Origin of the sequence: Vibrio sp. J2-4 (assembly GCF_021728155.1) — a bacterium.
GTDB lineage: Bacteria > Pseudomonadota > Gammaproteobacteria > Enterobacterales > Vibrionaceae > Vibrio > Vibrio diabolicus.
In genome coordinates this window covers 49,644-69,664 of the sequence record NZ_JAKKCN010000011.1, presented here as the reverse complement: position 1 = coordinate 69,664, position 20,021 = coordinate 49,644, and the positions used below count along the sequence as shown (strand labels likewise).

15 protein-coding genes are annotated in these 20,021 nt (G+C 43.2%); 4 read left to right on the top strand and 11 right to left on the bottom strand.

The window, feature by feature from the left end:
• Nucleotides 1–642: 642 nt before the first annotated feature.
• The 7 genes from L3V32_RS23645 to dusA form a co-directional block, all read right to left on the bottom strand.
• A complete protein-coding gene (locus L3V32_RS23645; protein ID WP_104974742.1) occupies nt 643–1,422 on the bottom strand; it encodes a phosphoadenylyl-sulfate reductase in 780 nt (259 codons plus the stop codon).
• Nucleotides 1,415–3,151: an assimilatory sulfite reductase (NADPH) hemoprotein subunit gene (gene cysI / locus L3V32_RS23640; RefSeq protein WP_237285385.1), complete on the bottom strand. Its 1,737-nt coding sequence runs from the start codon at nt 3,149–3,151 to the stop codon at nt 1,415–1,417. Before cysI ends, L3V32_RS23645 begins: the two co-directional genes overlap by 8 nt.
• On the bottom strand, nt 3,151–5,022 hold the full coding sequence (locus tag L3V32_RS23635; protein ID WP_237285384.1) for an assimilatory sulfite reductase (NADPH) flavoprotein subunit: 1,872 nt from the start codon (nt 5,020–5,022) through the stop codon (nt 3,151–3,153). Before L3V32_RS23635 ends, cysI begins: the two co-directional genes overlap by 1 nt.
• Nucleotides 5,023–5,139: 117 nt before the next feature.
• Nucleotides 5,140–5,370, bottom strand: coding sequence for a hypothetical protein (locus L3V32_RS23630; protein WP_005455817.1), 231 nt, complete (start codon nt 5,368–5,370; stop codon nt 5,140–5,142).
• 156 nt (nt 5,371–5,526) lie between these two features.
• Nucleotides 5,527–6,186: a TIGR04219 family outer membrane beta-barrel protein gene (locus tag L3V32_RS23625; RefSeq protein WP_104971004.1), complete on the bottom strand. Its 660-nt coding sequence runs from the start codon at nt 6,184–6,186 to the stop codon at nt 5,527–5,529.
• Nucleotides 6,187–6,284: 98 nt separating this feature from the next.
• Nucleotides 6,285–6,500: an envelope stress response protein PspG gene (pspG, locus tag L3V32_RS23620; protein WP_005398086.1), complete on the bottom strand. Its 216-nt coding sequence runs from the start codon at nt 6,498–6,500 to the stop codon at nt 6,285–6,287.
• Between the two features lie 162 nt (nt 6,501–6,662).
• Nucleotides 6,663–7,643, bottom strand: coding sequence for a tRNA dihydrouridine(20/20a) synthase DusA (gene dusA / locus L3V32_RS23615; protein WP_267136711.1), 981 nt, complete (start codon nt 7,641–7,643; stop codon nt 6,663–6,665).
• A 243-nt stretch (nt 7,644–7,886) separates the two neighbouring features.
• Here dusA and L3V32_RS23610 point away from each other — a divergent pair, with 243 nt between their 5' ends.
• The 4 genes from L3V32_RS23610 (at nt 7,887) to L3V32_RS23595 (ending at nt 11,726) form a co-directional block, all read left to right on the top strand.
• Entirely contained in the window at nt 7,887–8,954 is a 1,068-nt protein-coding gene (locus tag L3V32_RS23610) for a site-specific integrase (RefSeq protein WP_237285383.1), read from the top strand.
• A 266-nt stretch (nt 8,955–9,220) separates the two neighbouring features.
• Nucleotides 9,221–10,306, top strand: a complete 1,086-nt coding sequence (locus L3V32_RS23605) for a site-specific integrase (protein ID WP_237285382.1) — start codon at nt 9,221–9,223, stop codon at nt 10,304–10,306.
• An 80-nt stretch (nt 10,307–10,386) separates the two neighbouring features.
• The gene (locus L3V32_RS23600; RefSeq protein WP_237285381.1) at nt 10,387–10,608 is read left to right on the top strand and encodes a hypothetical protein; all 222 of its coding nucleotides are present in this window, start codon (nt 10,387–10,389) and stop codon (nt 10,606–10,608) included.
• A gap of 68 nt (nt 10,609–10,676) precedes the next feature.
• On the top strand, nt 10,677–11,726 hold the full coding sequence (locus tag L3V32_RS23595; RefSeq protein ID WP_237285380.1) for an AAA family ATPase: 1,050 nt from the start codon (nt 10,677–10,679) through the stop codon (nt 11,724–11,726).
• A gap of 86 nt (nt 11,727–11,812) precedes the next feature.
• Here L3V32_RS23595 and L3V32_RS23590 read toward each other — a convergent pair whose 3' ends face one another.
• The 4 genes from L3V32_RS23590 to L3V32_RS23575 are packed head-to-tail and all read right to left on the bottom strand — an operon-like array spanning nt 11,813 to nt 19,809.
• Nucleotides 11,813–12,835: a hypothetical protein gene (locus L3V32_RS23590; protein WP_237285379.1), complete on the bottom strand. Its 1,023-nt coding sequence runs from the start codon at nt 12,833–12,835 to the stop codon at nt 11,813–11,815.
• Nucleotides 12,836–12,839: 4 nt separating this feature from the next.
• Entirely contained in the window at nt 12,840–16,112 is a 3,273-nt protein-coding gene (locus L3V32_RS23585) for a type I restriction endonuclease subunit R (protein ID WP_237285378.1), read from the bottom strand.
• Nucleotides 16,112–17,461: a restriction endonuclease subunit S gene (locus tag L3V32_RS23580; protein ID WP_237285376.1), complete on the bottom strand. Its 1,350-nt coding sequence runs from the start codon at nt 17,459–17,461 to the stop codon at nt 16,112–16,114. Before L3V32_RS23580 ends, L3V32_RS23585 begins: the two co-directional genes overlap by 1 nt.
• Complete coding sequence (locus L3V32_RS23575) at nt 17,461–19,809, bottom strand: class I SAM-dependent DNA methyltransferase (protein ID WP_237285374.1); 2,349 nt, start codon at nt 19,807–19,809, stop codon at nt 17,461–17,463. Before L3V32_RS23575 ends, L3V32_RS23580 begins: the two co-directional genes overlap by 1 nt.
• Nucleotides 19,810–20,021: the final 212 nt, after the last annotated feature.

Below are 20,021 nucleotides of genomic sequence, written 5' to 3'. Positions count from 1 at the left end.
CTTGCATGTGTTAGGCCTGCCGCCAGCGTTCAATCTGAGCCATGATCAAACTCTTCAATTTAAGATTTTGTTCGGCTCAATGAATACTGAACATTACATAAAGTAATGTTTGAATTGACTGTGCTGAGTCCGAAGACTCAATGGTCACTTCGTTTCATTGAAACCTAATTTGATACCGAAGTATCTAATTGGATTATTATCAACGAGTGCCCACACAGATTGATAGGTCTATATTGTTAAAGAGCAACTCTTCTTTGTGATTGACATCACTTCGGAAGAGGCGGCTATTCTAGCGAGATAATTTATTGTGTCAAACACTTTTTCAAATTATTTCGTTTTTCTTTTCAGCCTTGCCGACTTTGCTTAAACCCTTGTGAGCCCTTGCCCTGTCGACGAGGAGGCATTATAGAGATCGCGCTCACATTGGCAAGTGTTATTTTTCAAAAATTGCAAAAATAATGGTTAAACGATGAGTTTTCGATCAAACCTTTATTTATTCAACTTTACCCCAAACTCTCACACAACTTATCCACAGAGTTGTTCTTTGAGACGTGTTTTTCAAGTACCATAAATAAAGAAAGCTGCTTTATTGCAGCTATCTTTATTAAACTTAACCTAAACTCTATTTAAAGAGCATTATGGCTATATGCCAGACCCATCTTGTTCAGAGCCATCATCTTCGTGTAGGCCACATTCTCGCTTTAAGCCAAAGAATCGAGTTTCTTCCTCTGACATTCCCGGCTCCCATTTACGAGTGGTATGTGTATCACCAACTGAAAGGTAACCTTCATCCCACAATGGGTGGTATTTAAGGCCGTGTTGTTCTAAGTAGTAATGAACGTCTTTATTAGTCCAATCAATTACTGGTAGAAATTTAAACACACCGTTCTGAATTGATAGAATCGGTAAACCTGCACGAGATTTACTTTGCTCTCGACGCAGTCCAGAGAACCACGTTCCAACATTAAGCTCTTTTAACGCTCGACGCATCGGCTCAACTTTATTGAGCTTGTTGTATTTTTCAATTCCTTCTACACCCTGCTCCCATAATTTTCCATATCGAGCTTCTTGCCAATTCGCACTTTCTTTGGCTCGATAAACTTTTAAATTTAGGTTGAGAGCATCTGTCAGCTCATCGATAAATCGGTACGTCTCAGCAAACAGGTAACCAGTATCGGTTAGAATGACGGGGATGTCCGCTTTGGCGCGAGTAACTAAATGAAGCATAACCGCGGCTTGAATACCAAAACTAGAAGAAACCGCAAACTCGCCCTCTAGATTTTCTAAAGCCCACTTTACTCTATCTTGTGCCGAAAGCTTTTCGAGCTCGACATTAATTTGAGCAAGACGGAGGATTTGCTCCGTCTTTGTTAATGTCAGTAACTCTGTGAGCTCCAGCTTGGATGCTACAGAATCAAGCATGAAAGTCCCTCTTTGATACGAGCACTTCTTGGATAATGCCAGCACGAATAGTGAAATCGCCGAAGGCTTCGCCTTCTTCACGCTCTTTCGACCATCGAGCCACCAGCAGATCAATCTCTTCTAATATTTGCTTATCCGTGATGTTCTCTTTGTACATTTTTGGTACTCGAGTACCAGCACGGTTACCACCTAAATGTAGGTTGTAACGACCTGGCGCTTTACCAACTAAACCAATTTCAGCCAACATGGCACGACCACAACCGTTTGGACACCCAGTTACACGCAAAATGATGTTGTCATTTTCTGGTAGGTTGTGCTTTTCCAAAATCCCCTCCACATCAGTAACAAACTGAGGAAGGAAACGCTCTGCCTCTGCCATCGCTAGCGGACACGTTGGAAAGGCAACACACGCCATTGAGTTTTTGCGCTGCTCACTGATATTGTCATCCATCAAGCCATGTTCACGAGCGATCTTTTCGATCTTCGCTTTTTCGCTTTTAGGTACCCCCGCAACAATTAAGTTCTGGTTGGCAGTCATACGGAAATCGCCTTTATGGATTTTGGCAATTTCAGCAACACCCGTTTTAAGTGGTTTACCTGGGAAGTCCAGCAGACGACCATTTTCGATGAAAAGTGCTAAGTGATGTTTACCATCAATTCCTTCTACCCAACCAATACGGTCACCACGTTCCGTGAATTCATATGGACGACTTTGCTCAAACTTAACACCAGCACGTTTCTCGACTTCCGCTTTAAAGACATCGCTACCTACACGATCCAATGTGTATTTGGTTTTTGCGTTCTTACGGTTTGAACGGTTACCCCAGTCGCGCTGAGTTGTGACAACCGCAGCCGCCACATCAAGTGTTTTTTCTAGTGGGATGAAACCGAAATCGTCCGCACGGCGTGGGTAGGTTGACGTATCGCCATGCGTCATCGCTAAGCCGCCGCCGACCAGGACGTTAAAACCAACCAGCTTGCCGTTATCTGCAATCGCTACGAAGTTGAGATCGTTAGCGTGTACATCTACGTCATTTTGCGGTGGGATAACCACTGTGGTTTTAAACTTACGCGGTAAATAGTTTTTACCCAGAATAGGTTCATCTTCTTCAGTGCTTTCTACTTTCTCACCGTCCAGCCAAATCTCAGCGTAAGCACGTGTTTTTGGAAGCAGGTGTTCACTGATCTTCTTCGCCCATTCATAAGCTTCTTGATGAAGTTCTGATTCGACCGGGTTAGTGGTACACAACACGTTTCGGTTTACATCACCCGCGGTTGCAATCGAATCAATGCCAATACTGTTGAGCGTTTGATGCATCAACTTAATATTCGGTTTCAATACTCCATGAAACTGGAACGTTTGGCGCGTCGTTAGACGAATACTTCCATATAAAGAGTGCTCCGTTGCGAACTTGTCGATCGCTAACCATTGCGTTGGCGTGATGATGCCTCCAGGCATGCGAGCACGAAGCATCACATTATGCAATGGCTCTAGCTTTTGCTTTGTGCGTTCATTACGGATATCACGATCGTCTTGCTGATACATACCGTGGAAACGAATTAACTGGAAGTTGTCGGCAGTAAAGCCACCAGTAATACGGTCCTGTAAATCTTGCTCAATGGTGCCACGTAATAAGTTACTGTCTCGCTTCAGGCGCTCGTTATCAGATAGCGGCCCTAGCTCTTCGCCTAATACAATCTGCTTGTTATTTTCAGTAGAAAAACTCATTAGTACACATCCCTCTGATAACGTTTCGCTTTACGTAGGTCATTAATAAATTGTTCTGCATCGTCACGCGGCATCTTGCCTTCTTGTTCAGCAACGATAACCAGTGCGTCGTGCACATCTTTTGCCATACGCGTTGCATCACCGCAGACATAGATATAAGCGCCTTCTTGGATCCACTGCCACACTTGAGCTGAGTTTTCTAAGATGCGATGTTGTACGTAAACTTTTTCTACTTGGTCACGACTAAAGGCAACATCCAATCGGCTTAGTACTCCTGACTTGAGGTACTTTTGCCATTCCACTTGGTACAAGAAGTCTTGAGTGAACGTGCGATCACCAAAGAACAACCAGTTTTTGCCTTCAGCATCACGGTTTTCACGTTCCTGAATAAAGCTACGGAATGGTGCGATCCCAGTGCCCGGACCAACCATGATAATTGGAGTGCTATCATCTTCCGGCAGTTTGAAGTTGTTGTTATGCTCAACGAATACTTTAACTTCATCTCCCTCTTCGAGACGCTGTGCTAAGAAGCTAGACGCACCACCATATCGTTTTTCGTCGTTTTGTTCGTACTCAACCAAAGCAACCGTTAGGTGTACTTCTTCATCGACCTCTTCTTGGCTTGATGCAATAGAGTAAAGGCGAGGAGTAAGACGACGAAGCAAACTAATCAACTCATCTGCGGTTAACTTGGTTTTCTTCTCTGCCAATAGATCAACAATTTGAGTATTTGCAGAGTACTCGCGAAGTTTATCTTTATCGTCAACCAGCTTTTGTAGCTTCTTGCTACCGGATAACTCGGCAAACTTTGTAATGAGCTGAGGGTTAGATGTTGTGATTTCATATTTACTCACGAGAGCACTATGGATTGACAAGCTTTCGCCATCAACATCAACGGTTTCAACCCCAGACAAACCGACCTTACCAAGAATGGCATTAGCAAGTTCTGAACTATTTTCAAACCACACACCTAGCGCATCACCAGGCTGATACGTTAACCCCGAACCTTCCAAGTCAATTTCTATATGACGAACATCCTTTCCAGAATCACGACCCGTGATTTTTTGACTGGTCAGTAACGTCGCTGTGTATGGGTTTTGTTTATTGTAAGAAGAGTGCGCAGTCGCCGCCTGACCCACAGGAAGTTGAACCACATCCGCTTCAGTGCCAGAAGAAAGCGTATCTTTTACCTTACCTAACGCATTCTTACGCCAGTCAGCTGCTGGTGCTTCATAATCCACATCGCAATCAAGACGATCGATAAATGGGGTCGCACCTAACTTTGATAGGTAAGCGTCGAAGTCTTTACCGGTTTGGCAGAAGAATTCGTAGCTCGAGTCACCCAGAGCAATAACGCCATATTGAAGGTTTGACAGCTTAGGAGCTTTCTTAGATTGCAAAAACTCGTGTAGCTCTATAGCGTTATCTGGTGCTTCGCCTTCGCCGTTCGTCGATGCCACAATAATGACATGCGTTTCTTTGGCTAAGTTTTTACCTTTGTAATCACTTGCATCAAAAAGTTCGACAGCAATTCCTTCTGCTTTTGCTTCCTGTTCTAGAGCTTCAGCAACGCCTTTAGCGTTGCCAGTTTGGGAAGCAAAAATAATACTCAACTTACCTGCAGGCTTCGCTGATACGGCTGCCGTCGCTTGTGCAATTGGCGTTACCGCTGTATTTGGTTGATTTTGAGCTAATCCCCAAAAATACCCACTGACCCAAGCAAGTTGCTGTGAAGACAACTCAGAGACAGTTTGTTGGAGTGAGCTAATTTGTTGGTCATTCAGAGGGCTTGCGATTGGAGGATTTCCTCCTTGCCCATTATTATCTTCAGACACATTCTTGTGAGAATACTCATTCTTTTGAAAAGACATTATCACGACATCCCTATTCATTGCGTGATGATAGAGTACCCACTCTCCTTAATAACAAGAAAGAATAGAAGTGAATGTTTTATAACTTTTTGGAAGTAAGAACGGCTTACTTTTTGCTCATCGATCTTCAATGCGGACTTGTTGAAAGCCTACTGCCATTGCCGATTTTGACGCTGCATCCAAATCTTCATAAAGACATTCTTCACCATGACTGTCCGTCAGAAAAACAAAACCACCGCGCGCATGTCTGAACTCCACAACCCAGCCACCCTCTTGGATTGCAGGTTCAATAATCGCTTCGACAAGCTGGTTTTCACGGAATAGATGTCTTAGTTCGTTTATTGTCATCGCTATCCCTGCTTTAACTTTCACATTGCTCCTAGGTAAGCATGGTCTAAGTCAGCAAAATAGGCAGAAAATTCGATTGAATATAATGAAGTGATATAAAAAAACGCCGCTTATAAAGCGACGTTTTAAAAAATCGAGTATCTAATCTGGCTGCATTTAGAATGCGTATTCTGCACTCACAAAAAAGCCGTTAGCAAAAATAAACTCTTTCCCTAGATCCGACATGAATTTCTCGGACTCCAAATCAATCACGCGGTAACCACCACGAAAAGCCAGTTGAGCTTTTTCGAGCGGTACATGGTATTGAACACCTGCCATGAAATCAGTACTTTTGATACCTTTGTTGTCACCAAAGTTTATCTCACCAATCACATCAAAATTTGTGTCCGGAACTTGAATCTCTGCGTAACCGTACCAAGCCCAAATCAGCTCATCAAACTCTTCTATACGCTTGTTTGAGCCAGCATCAATGTATTTAGTGTCACTTAAATTACTGAATGTAACACCCGCATCAAAATGCAATAAATCATGCTCCAGAACTTGGTAGTACATGGTGAAATCGAGCTTATCGAACCCCATGTAATCCGCATCAACACTTGAGTAACGAAGGCGCGCATTAGGAACGTATTTCACATCATGTTCAATCGCCGCGTAAAATGCGCCTGTTGTGCTGCTATCTCGTCTTACTTCATTTACTTTAGTGTCAGCAGCCCAGATCTCTGCGCCGACTTTCGTCGATACAGAATATTCTGCAAAAACAGGAAAAGATACTGCCAACGATAATGCTGTTAAAGCGATGGTCGCTTTATTTGTCATGTAGTGTGTACTCCGAGATAGCTGATGTTCACGTTGAAGACGTGAGAGGAAATATACCATACTCTCACGTCTCTCTATCAACTAAATCATGTCACTCGTTATTTATAGCGGGGCTGGGCAACGTAATTCTTGAAGAACCAAACACCCAATGCAATCACGATTAACCATGGCAATAGTTTGAGTACCGCTCCGACCATTCCTAGTAAAAACATCACAACTAACGCGATACCGGTTGCTGCGAATACGGTCATCATTGTGATACCGGTAACCAATAGGGTCGCCGCAAAGACTAAAATAAAGATTAGCTCCAACATAATCACTTCTCCATTTGTTTTTAATAAACACAGCAGTTTCCATACCAACTTGCCAAGATGACTATAACACATTGATTTTATTCAAAAATAAAGCCAGAGGCATTTCTGCGCTCTGGCTTTATCATTCTTTAGTTGGCAATTTTAGCCAACCACTGGTGAATTTTACACATTCAATTCTTTTGGAATCTTCGCTAACGCGTCTTGCAGCACTTCTAAACCAGAACCCGGCTTGTGCGCATTTTCACTGATATGACGACGCCATTGACGAGCACCTGGCATGCTTTGGAATAAACCTAACATATGACGGGTAATATGACCAAGGTACGCACCTTTCGCTAATTGCGCTTCAATGTATGGGTACATTTCTTCAACAATTTCGCTGCGTTTCTTCACTGGAGCATTAGAGCCAAATAACTCTTGATCTACCGATGCCAGTAGATATGGGCTTTGGTAAGCCTCACGACCAATCATCACACCGTCAAGATGCTGAAGATGTACTTTTGCTTCTTCTAATGATTTCACGCCACCGTTAATCGCAATGGTTAAGTGAGAAAAATCTTGCTTCAATTGGTAAGCTCGTGGGTAATCCAATGGTGGGATCTCACGGTTTTCTTTCGGACTAAGACCACTTAACCAAGCTTTACGCGCGTGGATAGTGAACTGCTCACAGCCCCCCTTTTCTGAGACAATAGAAACAAAATCCGTTAGGAACTCGTAAGAATCTTGATCATCAATACCAATACGAGTCTTGACTGTCACAGGAATATCAACCACGTCCTTCATTGCAGCGACACAATCCGCAACCAACTGTGGTTCCGCCATTAGGCAAGCACCAAAGCGACCGTTTTGTACACGGTCAGACGGGCAACCCACATTGAGGTTAACCTCATCGTAGCCACGCTCTTGAGCCAGTTTGGCACACTTTGCCAAGTCTTCTGGGTTTGAACCACCCAACTGAAGCGCCAACGGATGCTCTTCTTCGTTGTAAGCTAGGAAATCCCCTTTTCCATGAATGATCGCACCTGTCGTCACCATTTCAGTGTACAGCAGGGTTTCTTTGGTCATTAAGCGATGGAAGTAGCGACAATGACGATCGGTCCAGTCGAGCATGGGTGCTACCGAGAATCGAGATGGTGCAAACATATTTCAAAAACCCTTATAATTAAGTAAGTTACAGTTAATACCACACAGGGGCATTGTTATATATTTCATCCGATTTAAGCCTATTTTGACACTAGGGGACAGATCGGGGGACAAATGAGGGACATTAACTGTCCCTCAAACGAGTATTCAAGGAGCGGATTATAGCGATCAGTCGCTAGTGCTTCAATGCTCACAGAAGACATAAAGATAAAGCATCTCTTCATCAACTGATAAGAGGTTCTTATGGCTACAATTCACATCGAAAAAATTAAACGCAATTCAGGAATCAAGTATAAAGCTCGTGTTAGAGCAACACGTAATAACAGACGGGTTTTTGAAAAATCAAAAACATTTACCAAGAAAACTGATGCCACCAAATGGGCAAAAGAGATCGTTAAAGAGCTAGATGAACAGGGTATTCCTTCTCTTGATGCCCCTAAGCGCAGCATCTTAATTGGCGATCTCATCACCCTCTACATAAACGACCGAATTACTTCTAAAGACCTTGGCCGCTCTAAAGCTGCTGTTTTGAGGCGGTTGCGTAGTTATGACATAGCTTTGGTACAAGCAGATCAACTTAGTGCCAACCATTTAGTTAGGCATTGCCGAGAGCGATTACAAGAACCAACAGCACCACTTCCACAAACTGTTTACCAAGATATTACATACCTGCGTAGTGTCATTAATGTTGCAGGGCCAATGTTTGGATATTTAGCCAATATACATGCTCACAACGAGGCAATCCCGACACTTGTCCAATACGGATTGATAGGCCGAAGTAACCAACGCGACCGCCGACCAACGAAACAAGAGTTGATATTGGCTGAAGAAGGCTTGCATAAGCGTCAGAGCCACCCAGCATCACATATTCCACTCGTTGACATCTTCCACATATCGATTCTAACCTGTATGAGACTTGGAGAGATCACTCGCGTTACTTGGGACGATTTGAACCTTAAAGACGGCACATTGACTATTCGTGATCGAAAAGATCCCCGTAGGAAAAAAGGTAATCATTGCACGATTCCGTTATTCCCTGAAGCAATAGAGATCATAAGACGGCAAGCTCAAACCGAAGAGCTTATCTTCCCCTTTAAAGCAAACTCAGTAGGTGCTGCATGGCAACGGATGTGTCGAGAGCAGAATATCAAGGATTTGCATTATCACGATCTCCGTGCTGAAGGCGCATGCCAACTCTTTGAACGGGGGTTGAACATTGTTGAAATATCTAAAATCACGGGGCACAGGGACATCAATGTCCTGAATAATATCTACCTTCGCTTGGGAGTAGGTGACCTTCACAGCCGATAAACAATCTCCATAAGCCTGCCACAATGGCAGGCTTATTGTGATGAACTTCACAAAATGATTCTAATATTCAAAAAAATTAAATATTTTACTTCTCGCAAAATACCGAACGTAAGTGTGTGAATCACTTCAATTCTGAACCTCAAAATAAAACATTTATTGCACTTAAGTGCGTGAAACAATTGAAAGCGTTAACTTTTTTACTTTTATGAATCATGAGGTTAGAGTCACTCCAACAGCCAGAAACGGTACTTACTTGGAGATGAATAATGCCATCAGTAGTTACAGAAAAAACTAACCCCCAGAACTCTGACTGTACAAAAACCAGTGTGCGAGCACGATCTAACAAAGGTGACCAGTTTAAAGGTCAAAAGAAGCGAACCTTTAAAAATCCTGCAAAAGCTAACGCTTTCAAAAAAAAGCTCGTTGCTCAATTTGCGAAAGGAGATTTTAGTTTCTTTTCCCAAACGCAAAAGCATCTATCAATGTCCGATGTTATCAATGCGTGCATCAGTAGCCCTCTTTTCATTGATTTGAAAGCTGAGAGTGCATCACTACTAAAACGAATTGCTCTTACTTCTTTTGGCAATGCCCCCGCAGACCAACTAGAAGCCTATCACTGGTTTACCTTAACTAACGACATGTACAGCGCTTGGGGAAACAAGCCTCAAACCATAGCTCATAACCTGTCTGTGCTGCGTTCAACTTTACAAAATTGCAAGACAATGCTGCGACTAGAAATTGAACTCGGTGGTTATTCCGATGCTATGGCAACAGCAAGGCGTAAGGGCTATATAGGTCGCAGTGAGGAACGAACTCGCCGACCGACAGAAGATGAATTAAATGCAATTACAAAAGAGCTTCAAAGGCAGAGCTTAAACTCTCGCCAAAAAATACCAATGCTAGATATTGTTGAGTTTGCACAAGAAACTGCTGCAAGACGCGGAGAAATCTGTAGTGAACAAATCTGCTGGAGGAATTGGAACGCTAAAAATCGTACCCTCACTATCCGTGATCGCAAAACACCAAAAAAGGGTCAAAAGATAACTTCAACTTTTGAGCTGTCACCGAAAGCTATAGAAATTATTATGCGACAGCCCAAAGGTAAAGGTAGCGACCCAATTTTCCCCTATAAAGCTAATTCGGTAACTTCCTCTTGGGGACGAACCATGGAAAAACTTGGGATTAAAGACCTTCACTTTCATGACCTTCGGGCAGAGGCGCTATGTCGTCTATACGAAGCAAACTGGAGTCTCCCTGCGATTTCAAAAGTTTCTGGTCATCGTGATTTGAACATCCTAAACAACATCTATTTACGCTTCTACCCGATGCTACCAAGTCGTTTAGCCGCTTAACTCTTAATTTAAATCCTCTTTGATCTCATCCCCACTAATCGGGGAGGGATCACTGTTACCAAAATACAGGAAACAATTACATGTACACATACAACACACACGGAAATATTCGCACCAAATACCCACTCGAACGTACTTACACAGACCGAAATGGCAACTACCTATCTTTCATCCTCTCGGTGGAATATCAACAATCGAATGGAGACTGGTCTGAAGCAGGCCTGCGCTGGATGATCAATAGTGAGGACAAAATCTTTGTGATGGAAAACGGCTTCAAAGACTTCCCACACCGCATTCGTTAATAGTTTTATCTTTCATTAAAAATGGCGGAGATTGCCTCCGCCCATACTAAATTAGAGCAATACCAAAAATGCAAAAAAAATCAAAAGTAAAATATGGTTCTTTAGAGTTCTCTATCGGTTCAGATGGCTTCGACAACATCCAGCCTTGGCTTGTAAAAAGTTTCTTCTCTAAATCATCATTTGGAGTTCTTTACGGTAAATCCGGTTCGCGAAAATCTTTTATTGCGATAGATCTAAGCTGTTCCATTGCTACTGGCACGCCATGGCAAGATAAGAACGTTGCCGCTGGTGCAGTGGTTTATGTAGCATCAGAAGGACAAACAGGCATGAGTCAACGGATAAAAGCATGGGAAATAATAAATGACAAAAAGGCAGATAATCTCTACATCCTAGGCCAAAGCTTACTTCTATCTGATGCCTCAGACAGAGGCAAGTTAATTGAATCTATTCATGATATTGAAAACAAACATGGGGTTAAAGTTCAGTTAGTCGTCCTTGATACACTTGCTCGCAACTTTGAAGGTGATGAGAACAGCTCGGATGCTATGGGCAAATTTATCCGTGGCTGCGATATAGTAAAAGATATTATCGACACTACTATCTTATGTGTTCACCACTGTGGTAAAGACAGTTCAAAGGGGGGACGTGGAAGCTCTGCTCTTATTGGCGCTTGCGATTTTGAGTTTAAGGTTACACACAACACCACGACTAACCTTACAACACTCAGCAACACTAAACAGAAAGACGCCGAAGCTGCACCAGATTTTGTCTTTGATTTTCAATCCGTAGCGCTCGGCACCTTTTGTGATGAAAATAAGCCTATTACATCTTTAGCATTAACAGCACCAGCAACAATTGAACGCGAAAAAACTAACGAGAACAATCCTACCTTAAAAGCCCTACGCGAAAAATTTAAGGGGCGGTGTACAAGAGATGAGTTGCGAATGGCTTGCTTCCCTCCTCAAGATAATGTGAAAGCGAATACGACCAACCAACAATTCAAACGGTCTTTGACCAGTTTGCAAGATGAAGGGTTGATTGTCATTCATCAAAAAGGTGCAAAGGCACACGCGAGTGACGAGATTACAGTGGCACACCAATATGAGCTGCCGCTTTAATAGCAACAGCCCCCTTCCTCAATGACAAATGACGCACTTATATAAGTGCGTCATTTGTCATTGAGGAAGGGTCATGAATTGTTAGCTTATTCAGCTTCTATTAAAAATGTAATAGTCGGAAACCTCGATTCAATCTCATCAATAAAGCGCTGTATATTTCCTATTCCCCAGTTTCTGACCACATAGTAGCCCTGCTCTTCAAAAAATAGCTCTGGCTCTTTGTGTACACGATACTTACGGTATTTACGTTCATTATCTTTAACCTCACTTTCCATCTTTATCAATGGAAAAGAGCATGACGTGTTTTGGCGAAGAAACTCAAAAGAGTGACTATCTAACAACCCTGATTCCAAAACAGCTTGAACAGTAAACAAACCAAGATCAGATTTTTTGAAGCGGGTTTTGAAGGGCTGACCGTCTATAGATAGTGATATAACTGAAGAGTCACGCTGGCCTACTCGTGCAGCTCGCTCTTCTCTTTTCTTATGGCGAACTTCAATCTGGTAGTCTAAGGCTTCAGGGAGTGGAATTATCTGTTCTACATTGAGCAAAAGGCGATCATCTAGTCGAAGTGGGTTCAAACGAACACAGGTGATGTCTAGCCCCATATCATTAACCCAAAGTACCGATGTCGTGATCTCTTTGGAAAAATTTCGCGCAGCAAGAACAATGCGAACATCCTTGCCAAATTCATCTTCTTGAGGCGAATCCCAATCAAGAAAATCAAGTAACGAGCTTTCGGCATCCTGCTCTTGCTCTGTCTTAGCTAAGAACTCTTTATAAGCACTCACCGCTTGTTCCCAAGTAAGGTTAGCCACCATAGCGGCATAACGAATGGCTTGAAGCTCCATATGGCCGCCATCGTCATCCCTTTTTAGTTCAATGACGACGAGGTTCGCTGATTTGTCTATCCCTAACAAATCAATTCGGCGATTAGACTCTACAAAATGGCCGTACTCTTCTGCAATCACCAAAGTATCGGGGCTAATAGCCTCAATATTGGCTCTCAATAGGCGTTGGATATCTTGCCTTTCCTTTAGCCTCTCCGCTTCAAAAGAAGTAGGTTCAACCCTAATGAGTGTGTCTTTCGCTAATTCATAGATTGCCATTAACCTACCCCTTATACCCACTCAACATATCAAAAATAACCCGTGCAAACTGCTGAGTTTTATTAGGGTCAGAAAGCAACTGCATCATCTGCTCTTGATGCGCTTCATTACTTCCAAGAATCGCATCATCAATCGCTTGAGGGAAATCGCCCAGCATTGCCTGTTCACGGGTGTTATTGGCAATTTGACTCATGACCGCTTCGTTCTCGGTGAGCTTATCTCTTACAGTAAAGGCGTAATTGATCATATCTTTGTCTGACAAGTTATCAGTGATGAACACTTCATTTAACTTATCAAGGATATGGGAAAGGAACTCTTCCTTCTTATCCTTGGCCTTAGCAGTACCGATGTCGGTGCTTGGCTCAAGTTGGTAGTCAGGAGCATCTTCTTTCAGCTGTATATCTTGCTGGCGGATCTTAGATAGACGGTAGTGGCTCATTACCACGTTATCTAAATCTAACTCATCTTCCTCAATCACCTTCTCTCGTAGCAACGGGCGCAAGTGGCGCGCATACAAGCTCAATTTTTCTAGCTCTTTATCATCGTAATCAACGAGCTGGGACATAAACTCATAGAAACGGGTAAAGCTGCCGAGATCCTTCTTGAATATCTCAAGACGGTCTTTCTCTTGCTTGCAGTCTTTAAAACTATTCTCTGCATTGGCAATAAGAACAGCGTCGCCTGTTTTCTTTGTGCGTTCAAACATCTCTTTAGCTTTAATATAAGCCTCTACCGCTGAGGTATAACGCTTTTGCCAACGTTCCTTGGCTGGATGACAGATGTTGCTGATTGCAGCATTAGATTTGTTCTTGGTGAAGAAGGCTTCGCAAAACTGCTCTACTTCAGACCACAAAAAGATGCCACTTGTGCGCAGCTTCTCATACAGGTCAAATACCATGTTAGGATCGGTGACATCCGTCAACTCTGCGGTTTGGTAATAGGGCTGGAAAGACCCCAAAATCTCATCTGGCTCATTGTAAAAGTCTAATACGAAGGTGCCTGTTTCTGCCTTGCCCGGATAAGTACGGTTAAGACGAGAAAGTGTTTGAACACACTCAACACCGCCTAGCTTCTTATCAACGTACATAGCGCACAACTTCGGTTGGTCAAAGCCTGTCTGGAACTTATTAGCCACCAGCATTACCTGATAGTCGTCACTATCAAAGGCTTTACGCATATCCCGACCTTTTAAGTCTGGGTTCATGTTCTTTTCTGTGAACTTTTGATCGATAAAAGCAAAGCTATCAGGGTCATTAGCGTTGAATTCGACTTCACCAGAGAAGGCCACCATAGCGCGGATCGCATCATAACCTGTCTTCTTCTCGGCAAGCGCATCAGCCACGTACTTATCAAAAGCGAGTTTGTAACGTACCGCTTCTTTACGAGAGCTAGTAACCACCATCGCTTTAGCCTGACCACCTAATAAGCCCATGACGTTATCTTTGAAGTGCTCAACAATCACTTTGACCTTTTGTGAGATGTTGTGATCGTGTAGGCGTACCCATTGGTTCAACTTAACCTTGGCTTTCTTGCTGTCGACTTCTTTATCAGCAGCCTCCACCTTCTGCGCTAATTGATACATCACCTTGTAATTGGTGTAGTTCTTTAGCACATCCAAAATAAAACCTTCTTCAATGGCTTGGCGCATTGAATACACATGATACGCTTCGGGCTTATTCTGCTTTGATGGCGCAAGCTCAGGCTTAGGTAAACGTCCAAATAGCTCCATCGTCTTTGGTTTAGGGGTTGCCGTGAATGCGTAGTAGTTTAGGTTGGCACTGCCTTGACGTGCAGCAATAGTCGCATCCAAAATATCTTCCGACGACAACTCGACATCATCATCGGCTTCTTCGGTCATCAATACTTCTTTTAACTGACGAGCCGTAGAACCACTTTGCGAAGAGTGCGCTTCATCCGCAATTACTGCATAGCTGCGTTCTTTCAGACTGGTGCTGTTTTCTATCGCACGTAACACAAACGGGAAGGTTTGAATGGTTACGATGATAATAGGTTGCGAGTTCTCTAATGCTGAAGCCAACTTCTCTGATTTAGAGCCATCACCCTCTTTGTTATTGATGCGCCCTACTACGCCATCGGCATGTTCAAATTGGTAGATGGTATCTTGCAACTGATCATCAAGAACGGTTCGGTCAGTGACGACAATGACAGAGTGAAATTGCTTGTTACCTTCCGCATCATAAAGAGTAGAAAGCTGGTGCGCAGTCCATGCAATAGAATTCGACTTACCCGACCCCGCACTATGCTGCACAAGATACTTGTTACCCGTACCCTCTTCGATGGCGGCATCAATGAGCTTAGTGACGACATCCCATTGGTGGTAACGCGGGAAGATCAGCGTTTCTTTCTTAGATTTGCGTCCTTCCCAATCTTCCTTTTCTTCAATTTGAAGATGAACAAAGCGACCGATGATATTTAATAGATTGTCAGGGACTAATACCTCATTCCACAAATAATCCGTGGCATAGCGGCTCTCATCTTTCGGCACATCATTACCCGCACCGCCTTCTTTCGTCCCTTTATTGAAAGGAAGGAAGAAGGTGTCATCACCTGCCAGTTTGGTTGCCATATGCACTTCATATTGACTCACAGCGAAATGCACCAAAGCACCACGTTTAAAGGTTAATAGTGGCTCTGGTTTCTTAGTTGCAGGGTCTTTGGGTAGACGAGTGCGTTTGTACTGCTTAATTGCATTCTCTACCGCTTGTTTGAACTCTGATTTCAATTCAAGCGTTGATACTGGCAAGCCGTTGACGAACAGCACCAGATCAATACGCCACGCCTTAGCTTTTTTGCCTGTCGCTTCTAGATGCTCTTTAGTGGCATAAGGGCTGTAAACCAGCTCAGGAACGATACGACAGATGTTCTGCTGATAACGCGCCAAAGTTTCAGGGTTTAGGTTATGCTCTGGCTTAAACTGGCACAACGAGAAACGCGCATTACGAATCTTCAAGCCGTGACGCAGCACACCCAAAGTACCAAAACTACGTGAGGCTTGGTCTGTGGCATTCACATCAGCTTTTTTTAATTGAGCAACTAGCGCTTCAATAAAGTGACGGTCGGACTCATTTGGGTAAACCTTACAGAACTTCTCCCACTCTTTTAGTTGGGTTTCTTTTACGAATTTCAGAACATCTTGTTCATAGAGTGCTGATTCGCGGTTGTAGCCTTCTGGCTTACCCTCTACCCAGCCGTTCTCCACCATCTGGCGAATGATGTCATCTTGGAAGATACGCTCTTGCGTTGAATCGGTACTCATTAGCTAGCCTCCTGCTGTTGAGCTTCTTGGTTCGCTGGAGCTTGCCAATTACGTACATCAATCTTTCCGGTGACAGTTGCTGAAATCAAGGCTGTACGTCGTTCCATAGCCAAGTCAATAGATTCATTAGCGATCATTAATAACCTATCAAATTGACTCAATCTTCGAGTCGTCTCAGTGACAATAAACTCTTGCTCTCTCACTGGTGGAACAGTGATATTAAAATTACTAATTAATTCACAGTTTAAAGCAGCCTGATTTCCGCCTCGCGCGCACTCTCGAATTTCGTTATAAGCAGCTTGTAGTACAAGATGCCCATACTCAGATTTTAATCTTGCGTCAGGAATGATCGCTGCAAGGTTTTGGTTTATTGTCGCTTCAATTTTAGTTATTGCAGAAAGACCTCTAGTTTTACCTTGACCAATCATACCCATCACTAGAGTACCAACTGGAATCAATTCGACTGAGCATTCAGTCAGTGCTTTTTCCGTAATATATTCGGATGCTTCAGTTATGTGATATTGATTGACAGTACCAGATGATAACCACGCTACTTCTTTTTTATTCCAATACGAAATGTTTGCCTTGCTTGGAGTTGAACCATTGATAACTCTTCCATAATAGCCGATCTTTCCTACCTTCCAATGCTCTGGCACCTCCCCTAACCACTCCACACCAGAATCTTTCATTGACGCTTGTGAATTTAAACCTTTTGTCACCGCATGGCTGATCACAGCTTGGCGCTTTTCTTTTAGCAGCTTAATAAGTTGCTGTTGCTTGTCGATCAAAGTATCGATTTTGGCGGTTTCGTGATCGAGGAAGTAGAGTATTTTCTCCTGCTCTTCCATTGGTGGAACTGGAATATATTGACCTTTGATATCATCCCAGCCAATTGCCGCTCTATGTGCCAAGATGCCATTACCAAACGTAGCTAAATGTTTCTGAAAAGGTGTGTTTTCAAAAACCCTCAAAGCAAATCTCTTATGTAGAATCTCTGTTTTTGCTTGCAAGATTATGTAAACAGGACTACACACACCATCGTAGTCAGACATGCCATAAGAACCAATCGAATAGTTCATACTGTTGATAACAAGCTGACCTTTCCTGACTAATTTACACTTACTTAAATCATCAGGCTTTTTATTACCAACATCACCCTTTTCTTCGTAAGGAATTACCCCAACGTTTGCCATAACTGATAAATAGTTTTGCACCTTGCCATCATGATTCTTCTCTACTAAGTGATCTACAGCAGATCTACATGGAGCAAGCAACCAATGTGCAGGTACTTCACCGCACCAATCAATTCCGGTACTCTGGTATTCGGAGTATTTAAATTGCTTGCCCATTATGAATGCACCTCTTGTAGCAGCTTCATAATCTCAGTACTCACCGCATCCAAATCCGCGTCAATAACTTCTAGCTTACGCGGTGGCTGGTAGATATAGAAATGGCGGTTAAATGGGATTTCGTAACCAACAACACCGATCTCACTATCTTTCTCATCTCGCTTATCTGCATTAATCCATGCATCAACAACGTGAGGCGCGACTTCTTTATTGAAGTAGGTTTCAATCATCGCCGAGGTGCTGATACTTGGGTCAAGCGGCACATTCTCATTATCACGGAGGTCGCCGTCTTGTTGGAATTCGACCACTTTACCTTTGTATTCAAACGCGCCGTACAATGGCTGTGCATCTTCCTTTAGTGCCTTTTTAACGACTGGTTCCGCTTCTTGGTTTTTCCACGTTACTGCATCAATAAATTGCTTTTTTTCTTTGGCATCAAACTTAATACCTGTAGCTTTAAATGCGCCTTTTAGGGTCAGTTCAAATTGGTTGAAGTCATCGCTTTGGTGCTCTTTTCCACCCAAAGATTGACCTATCTGCGCTTGTAGCTGCTGAGCTTTCTCCATGAGCGATTTTTGGAATAGCCATACCTTGCTATCCAAGACATCTTTAATTTGCTTCTCTTTAAGCTCTGGAAAATTCGCTTTAATTAAGGTACGAACCTCAGTTTCAACATGACCTAACAGACCATATGCCTCGTCTGTCCACTCTGAACCAAACTTCTCATAGATCGCAGTCATAACTGCGTTGAATGGCTTAGGAGCAAAACGGAGAGTATTGATTCGCTCATCCGTTAACTGTGTAGATAAACGTAATGGACGCTCAATTGTTAGGCGGCGGTAGCCAAACTCGTGGGTACTGAAAATCTTGCTGGCGAAAGTTTTAGGCGCTTCTGTTTTTGGTGTCGCTGACTGACGTCCACGGTTTGACTTTTGCTCTGCTGGCTTATCAAGCTTGCGAGCATCAACCACTTCAAAATCACCAAAGCTACGCGTAATGGTTTTAATGTCATCTTCACTCATTACGTTACGCTTAGAGCCTAACGATTTACGCATCTTGCCACACAGGTTAGAGCCATCAATTAATTGCACTTTGCCTTTGCGTTCTGAGGCTTTCTTATTACTTAGCACCCATACGTAAGTTGCAATGCCCGTGTTATAGAACATGTCGGTTGGCAGCGCGACAATGGCTTCAAGTAAGTCAGCTTCAAGAATATAACGACGAATTTCACTTTCGCCACTACCAGCACCACCAGTAAATAATGGTGAACCATTAAGAATGATGCCGATACGACCGCCATCAGTAACACTGCCGTCGACGGCATGAGTGTCACGCATTTTGCTGATCAGGTGCATCAAGAACAGTAAAGAACCATCAGACACACGAGGTAGACCCGCACCGAAACGCCCATCGAAACCCTTAAGGGTATGCTCATCTTTGATCTCACCTTCAATCTTCTTCCAGTCAACACCGAACGGAGGGTTAGACAGCATGTAATCAAATTGGTCGGCTGGCAGTTGGTCATTAGATAGGGTGTTACCTAATTTGATACGGCTGACATCTTGTCCCTTAATCAACATATCCGCTTTACAAATTGCGTATGACTCTGGGTTTAACTCCTGACCAAATGCACGCATTACTGCTTTAGGGTTCAGCTCATGAACATATTCCATACCTGAAGATAGGAAGCCGCCCGTACCCGCTGTAGGGTCGTAAATGGTACGAATAATGCCTTCTTTAGTCAGCGCATCATCATCTTCCATAAACACAAGCGATGTGGTCAAGCGAACAATATCACGAGGGGTAAAGTGCTCACCTGCCGTCTCATTTGAGCTTTCAGCAAAACGGCGAATCAACTCTTCAAAGACCAAACCCATATCATGGTTAGAAATGGCTTTAGGGGAAAGATCTGTGGTAGCAAACTTCTTCACCACCTTGTAAAGAAGGTTGGCGTCATCCAACAGACCAACAAATTCATCAAACTTGAAGTGCTCAAAGATTTCACGAGCGTCCGCAGAGAAGCATTGAATGTAGTTCTCTAGGTTGGCTTTAATGTCGCTCTGCCCCATCTTGCCAAGGTTCATTGGCGAGGTATTGAAGAATGAAAGCCCGTTAGTAGCACGAAGCAGCATCTTCTCTTGGGCTTCTTCAGGCAGGTTCATAGCTTTCACTTTCTCGGCCTGAATAACAACAGCATCTTTGCTTTCTTCCAGTACACACTCAAGGCGACGAAGAAGAGTAAAAGGCAAGATCACACGCCCGTATTGAGATTGTTTGAAGTCACCGCGAAGAAGGTCGGCAACCGACCAAATGAATGCAGCGGTTTGTGAGAAATTTGTATTAGTCATCTAGACACTCTCTTATGAGTTCTTCTGGGAGAAACTTGTATGTTTCAACATTTGGGTAAGGGCACACAAAACGTAGGTTGCCTTCGACGGGATCGCTATAGAAATAGAAACCCATTATCTCGCTATTTGGGACAGTCTCTCTCATTGTTAATAAAGGAAATAACTTTGTAACTGCAATGCTTTCTTCGTGAGTTAAGTCGCTATGAGCCAGA

Coding starts and splice junctions, on each gene's coding strand:
- L3V32_RS23630 (WP_005455817.1), bottom strand. CDS start 5,370: ATGACAATAAACGAACTAAGACATCTATTCCGTGAAAACCAGCTTGTC.
- pspG (WP_005398086.1), bottom strand. CDS start 6,500: ATGTTGGAGCTAATCTTTATTTTAGTCTTTGCGGCGACCCTATTGGTT.
- L3V32_RS23575 (WP_237285374.1), bottom strand. CDS start 19,809: ATGACTAATACAAATTTCTCACAAACCGCTGCATTCATTTGGTCGGTT.
- L3V32_RS23595 (WP_237285380.1), top strand. CDS start 10,677: ATGCAAAAAAAATCAAAAGTAAAATATGGTTCTTTAGAGTTCTCTATC.
- L3V32_RS23605 (WP_237285382.1), top strand. CDS start 9,221: ATGCCATCAGTAGTTACAGAAAAAACTAACCCCCAGAACTCTGACTGT.
- L3V32_RS23645 (WP_104974742.1), bottom strand. CDS start 1,422: ATGCTTGATTCTGTAGCATCCAAGCTGGAGCTCACAGAGTTACTGACA.
- L3V32_RS23585 (WP_237285378.1), bottom strand. CDS start 16,112: ATGAGTACCGATTCAACGCAAGAGCGTATCTTCCAAGATGACATCATT.
- dusA (WP_267136711.1), bottom strand. CDS start 7,643: ATGTTTGCACCATCTCGATTCTCGGTAGCACCCATGCTCGACTGGACC.
- L3V32_RS23600 (WP_237285381.1), top strand. CDS start 10,387: ATGTACACATACAACACACACGGAAATATTCGCACCAAATACCCACTC.
- L3V32_RS23610 (WP_237285383.1), top strand. CDS start 7,887: ATGGCTACAATTCACATCGAAAAAATTAAACGCAATTCAGGAATCAAG.
- cysI (WP_237285385.1), bottom strand. CDS start 3,151: ATGAGTTTTTCTACTGAAAATAACAAGCAGATTGTATTAGGCGAAGAG.
- L3V32_RS23635 (WP_237285384.1), bottom strand. CDS start 5,022: ATGTCTTTTCAAAAGAATGAGTATTCTCACAAGAATGTGTCTGAAGAT.
- L3V32_RS23625 (WP_104971004.1), bottom strand. CDS start 6,186: ATGACAAATAAAGCGACCATCGCTTTAACAGCATTATCGTTGGCAGTA.
- L3V32_RS23580 (WP_237285376.1), bottom strand. CDS start 17,461: ATGGGCAAGCAATTTAAATACTCCGAATACCAGAGTACCGGAATTGAT.
- L3V32_RS23590 (WP_237285379.1), bottom strand. CDS start 12,835: ATGGCAATCTATGAATTAGCGAAAGACACACTCATTAGGGTTGAACCT.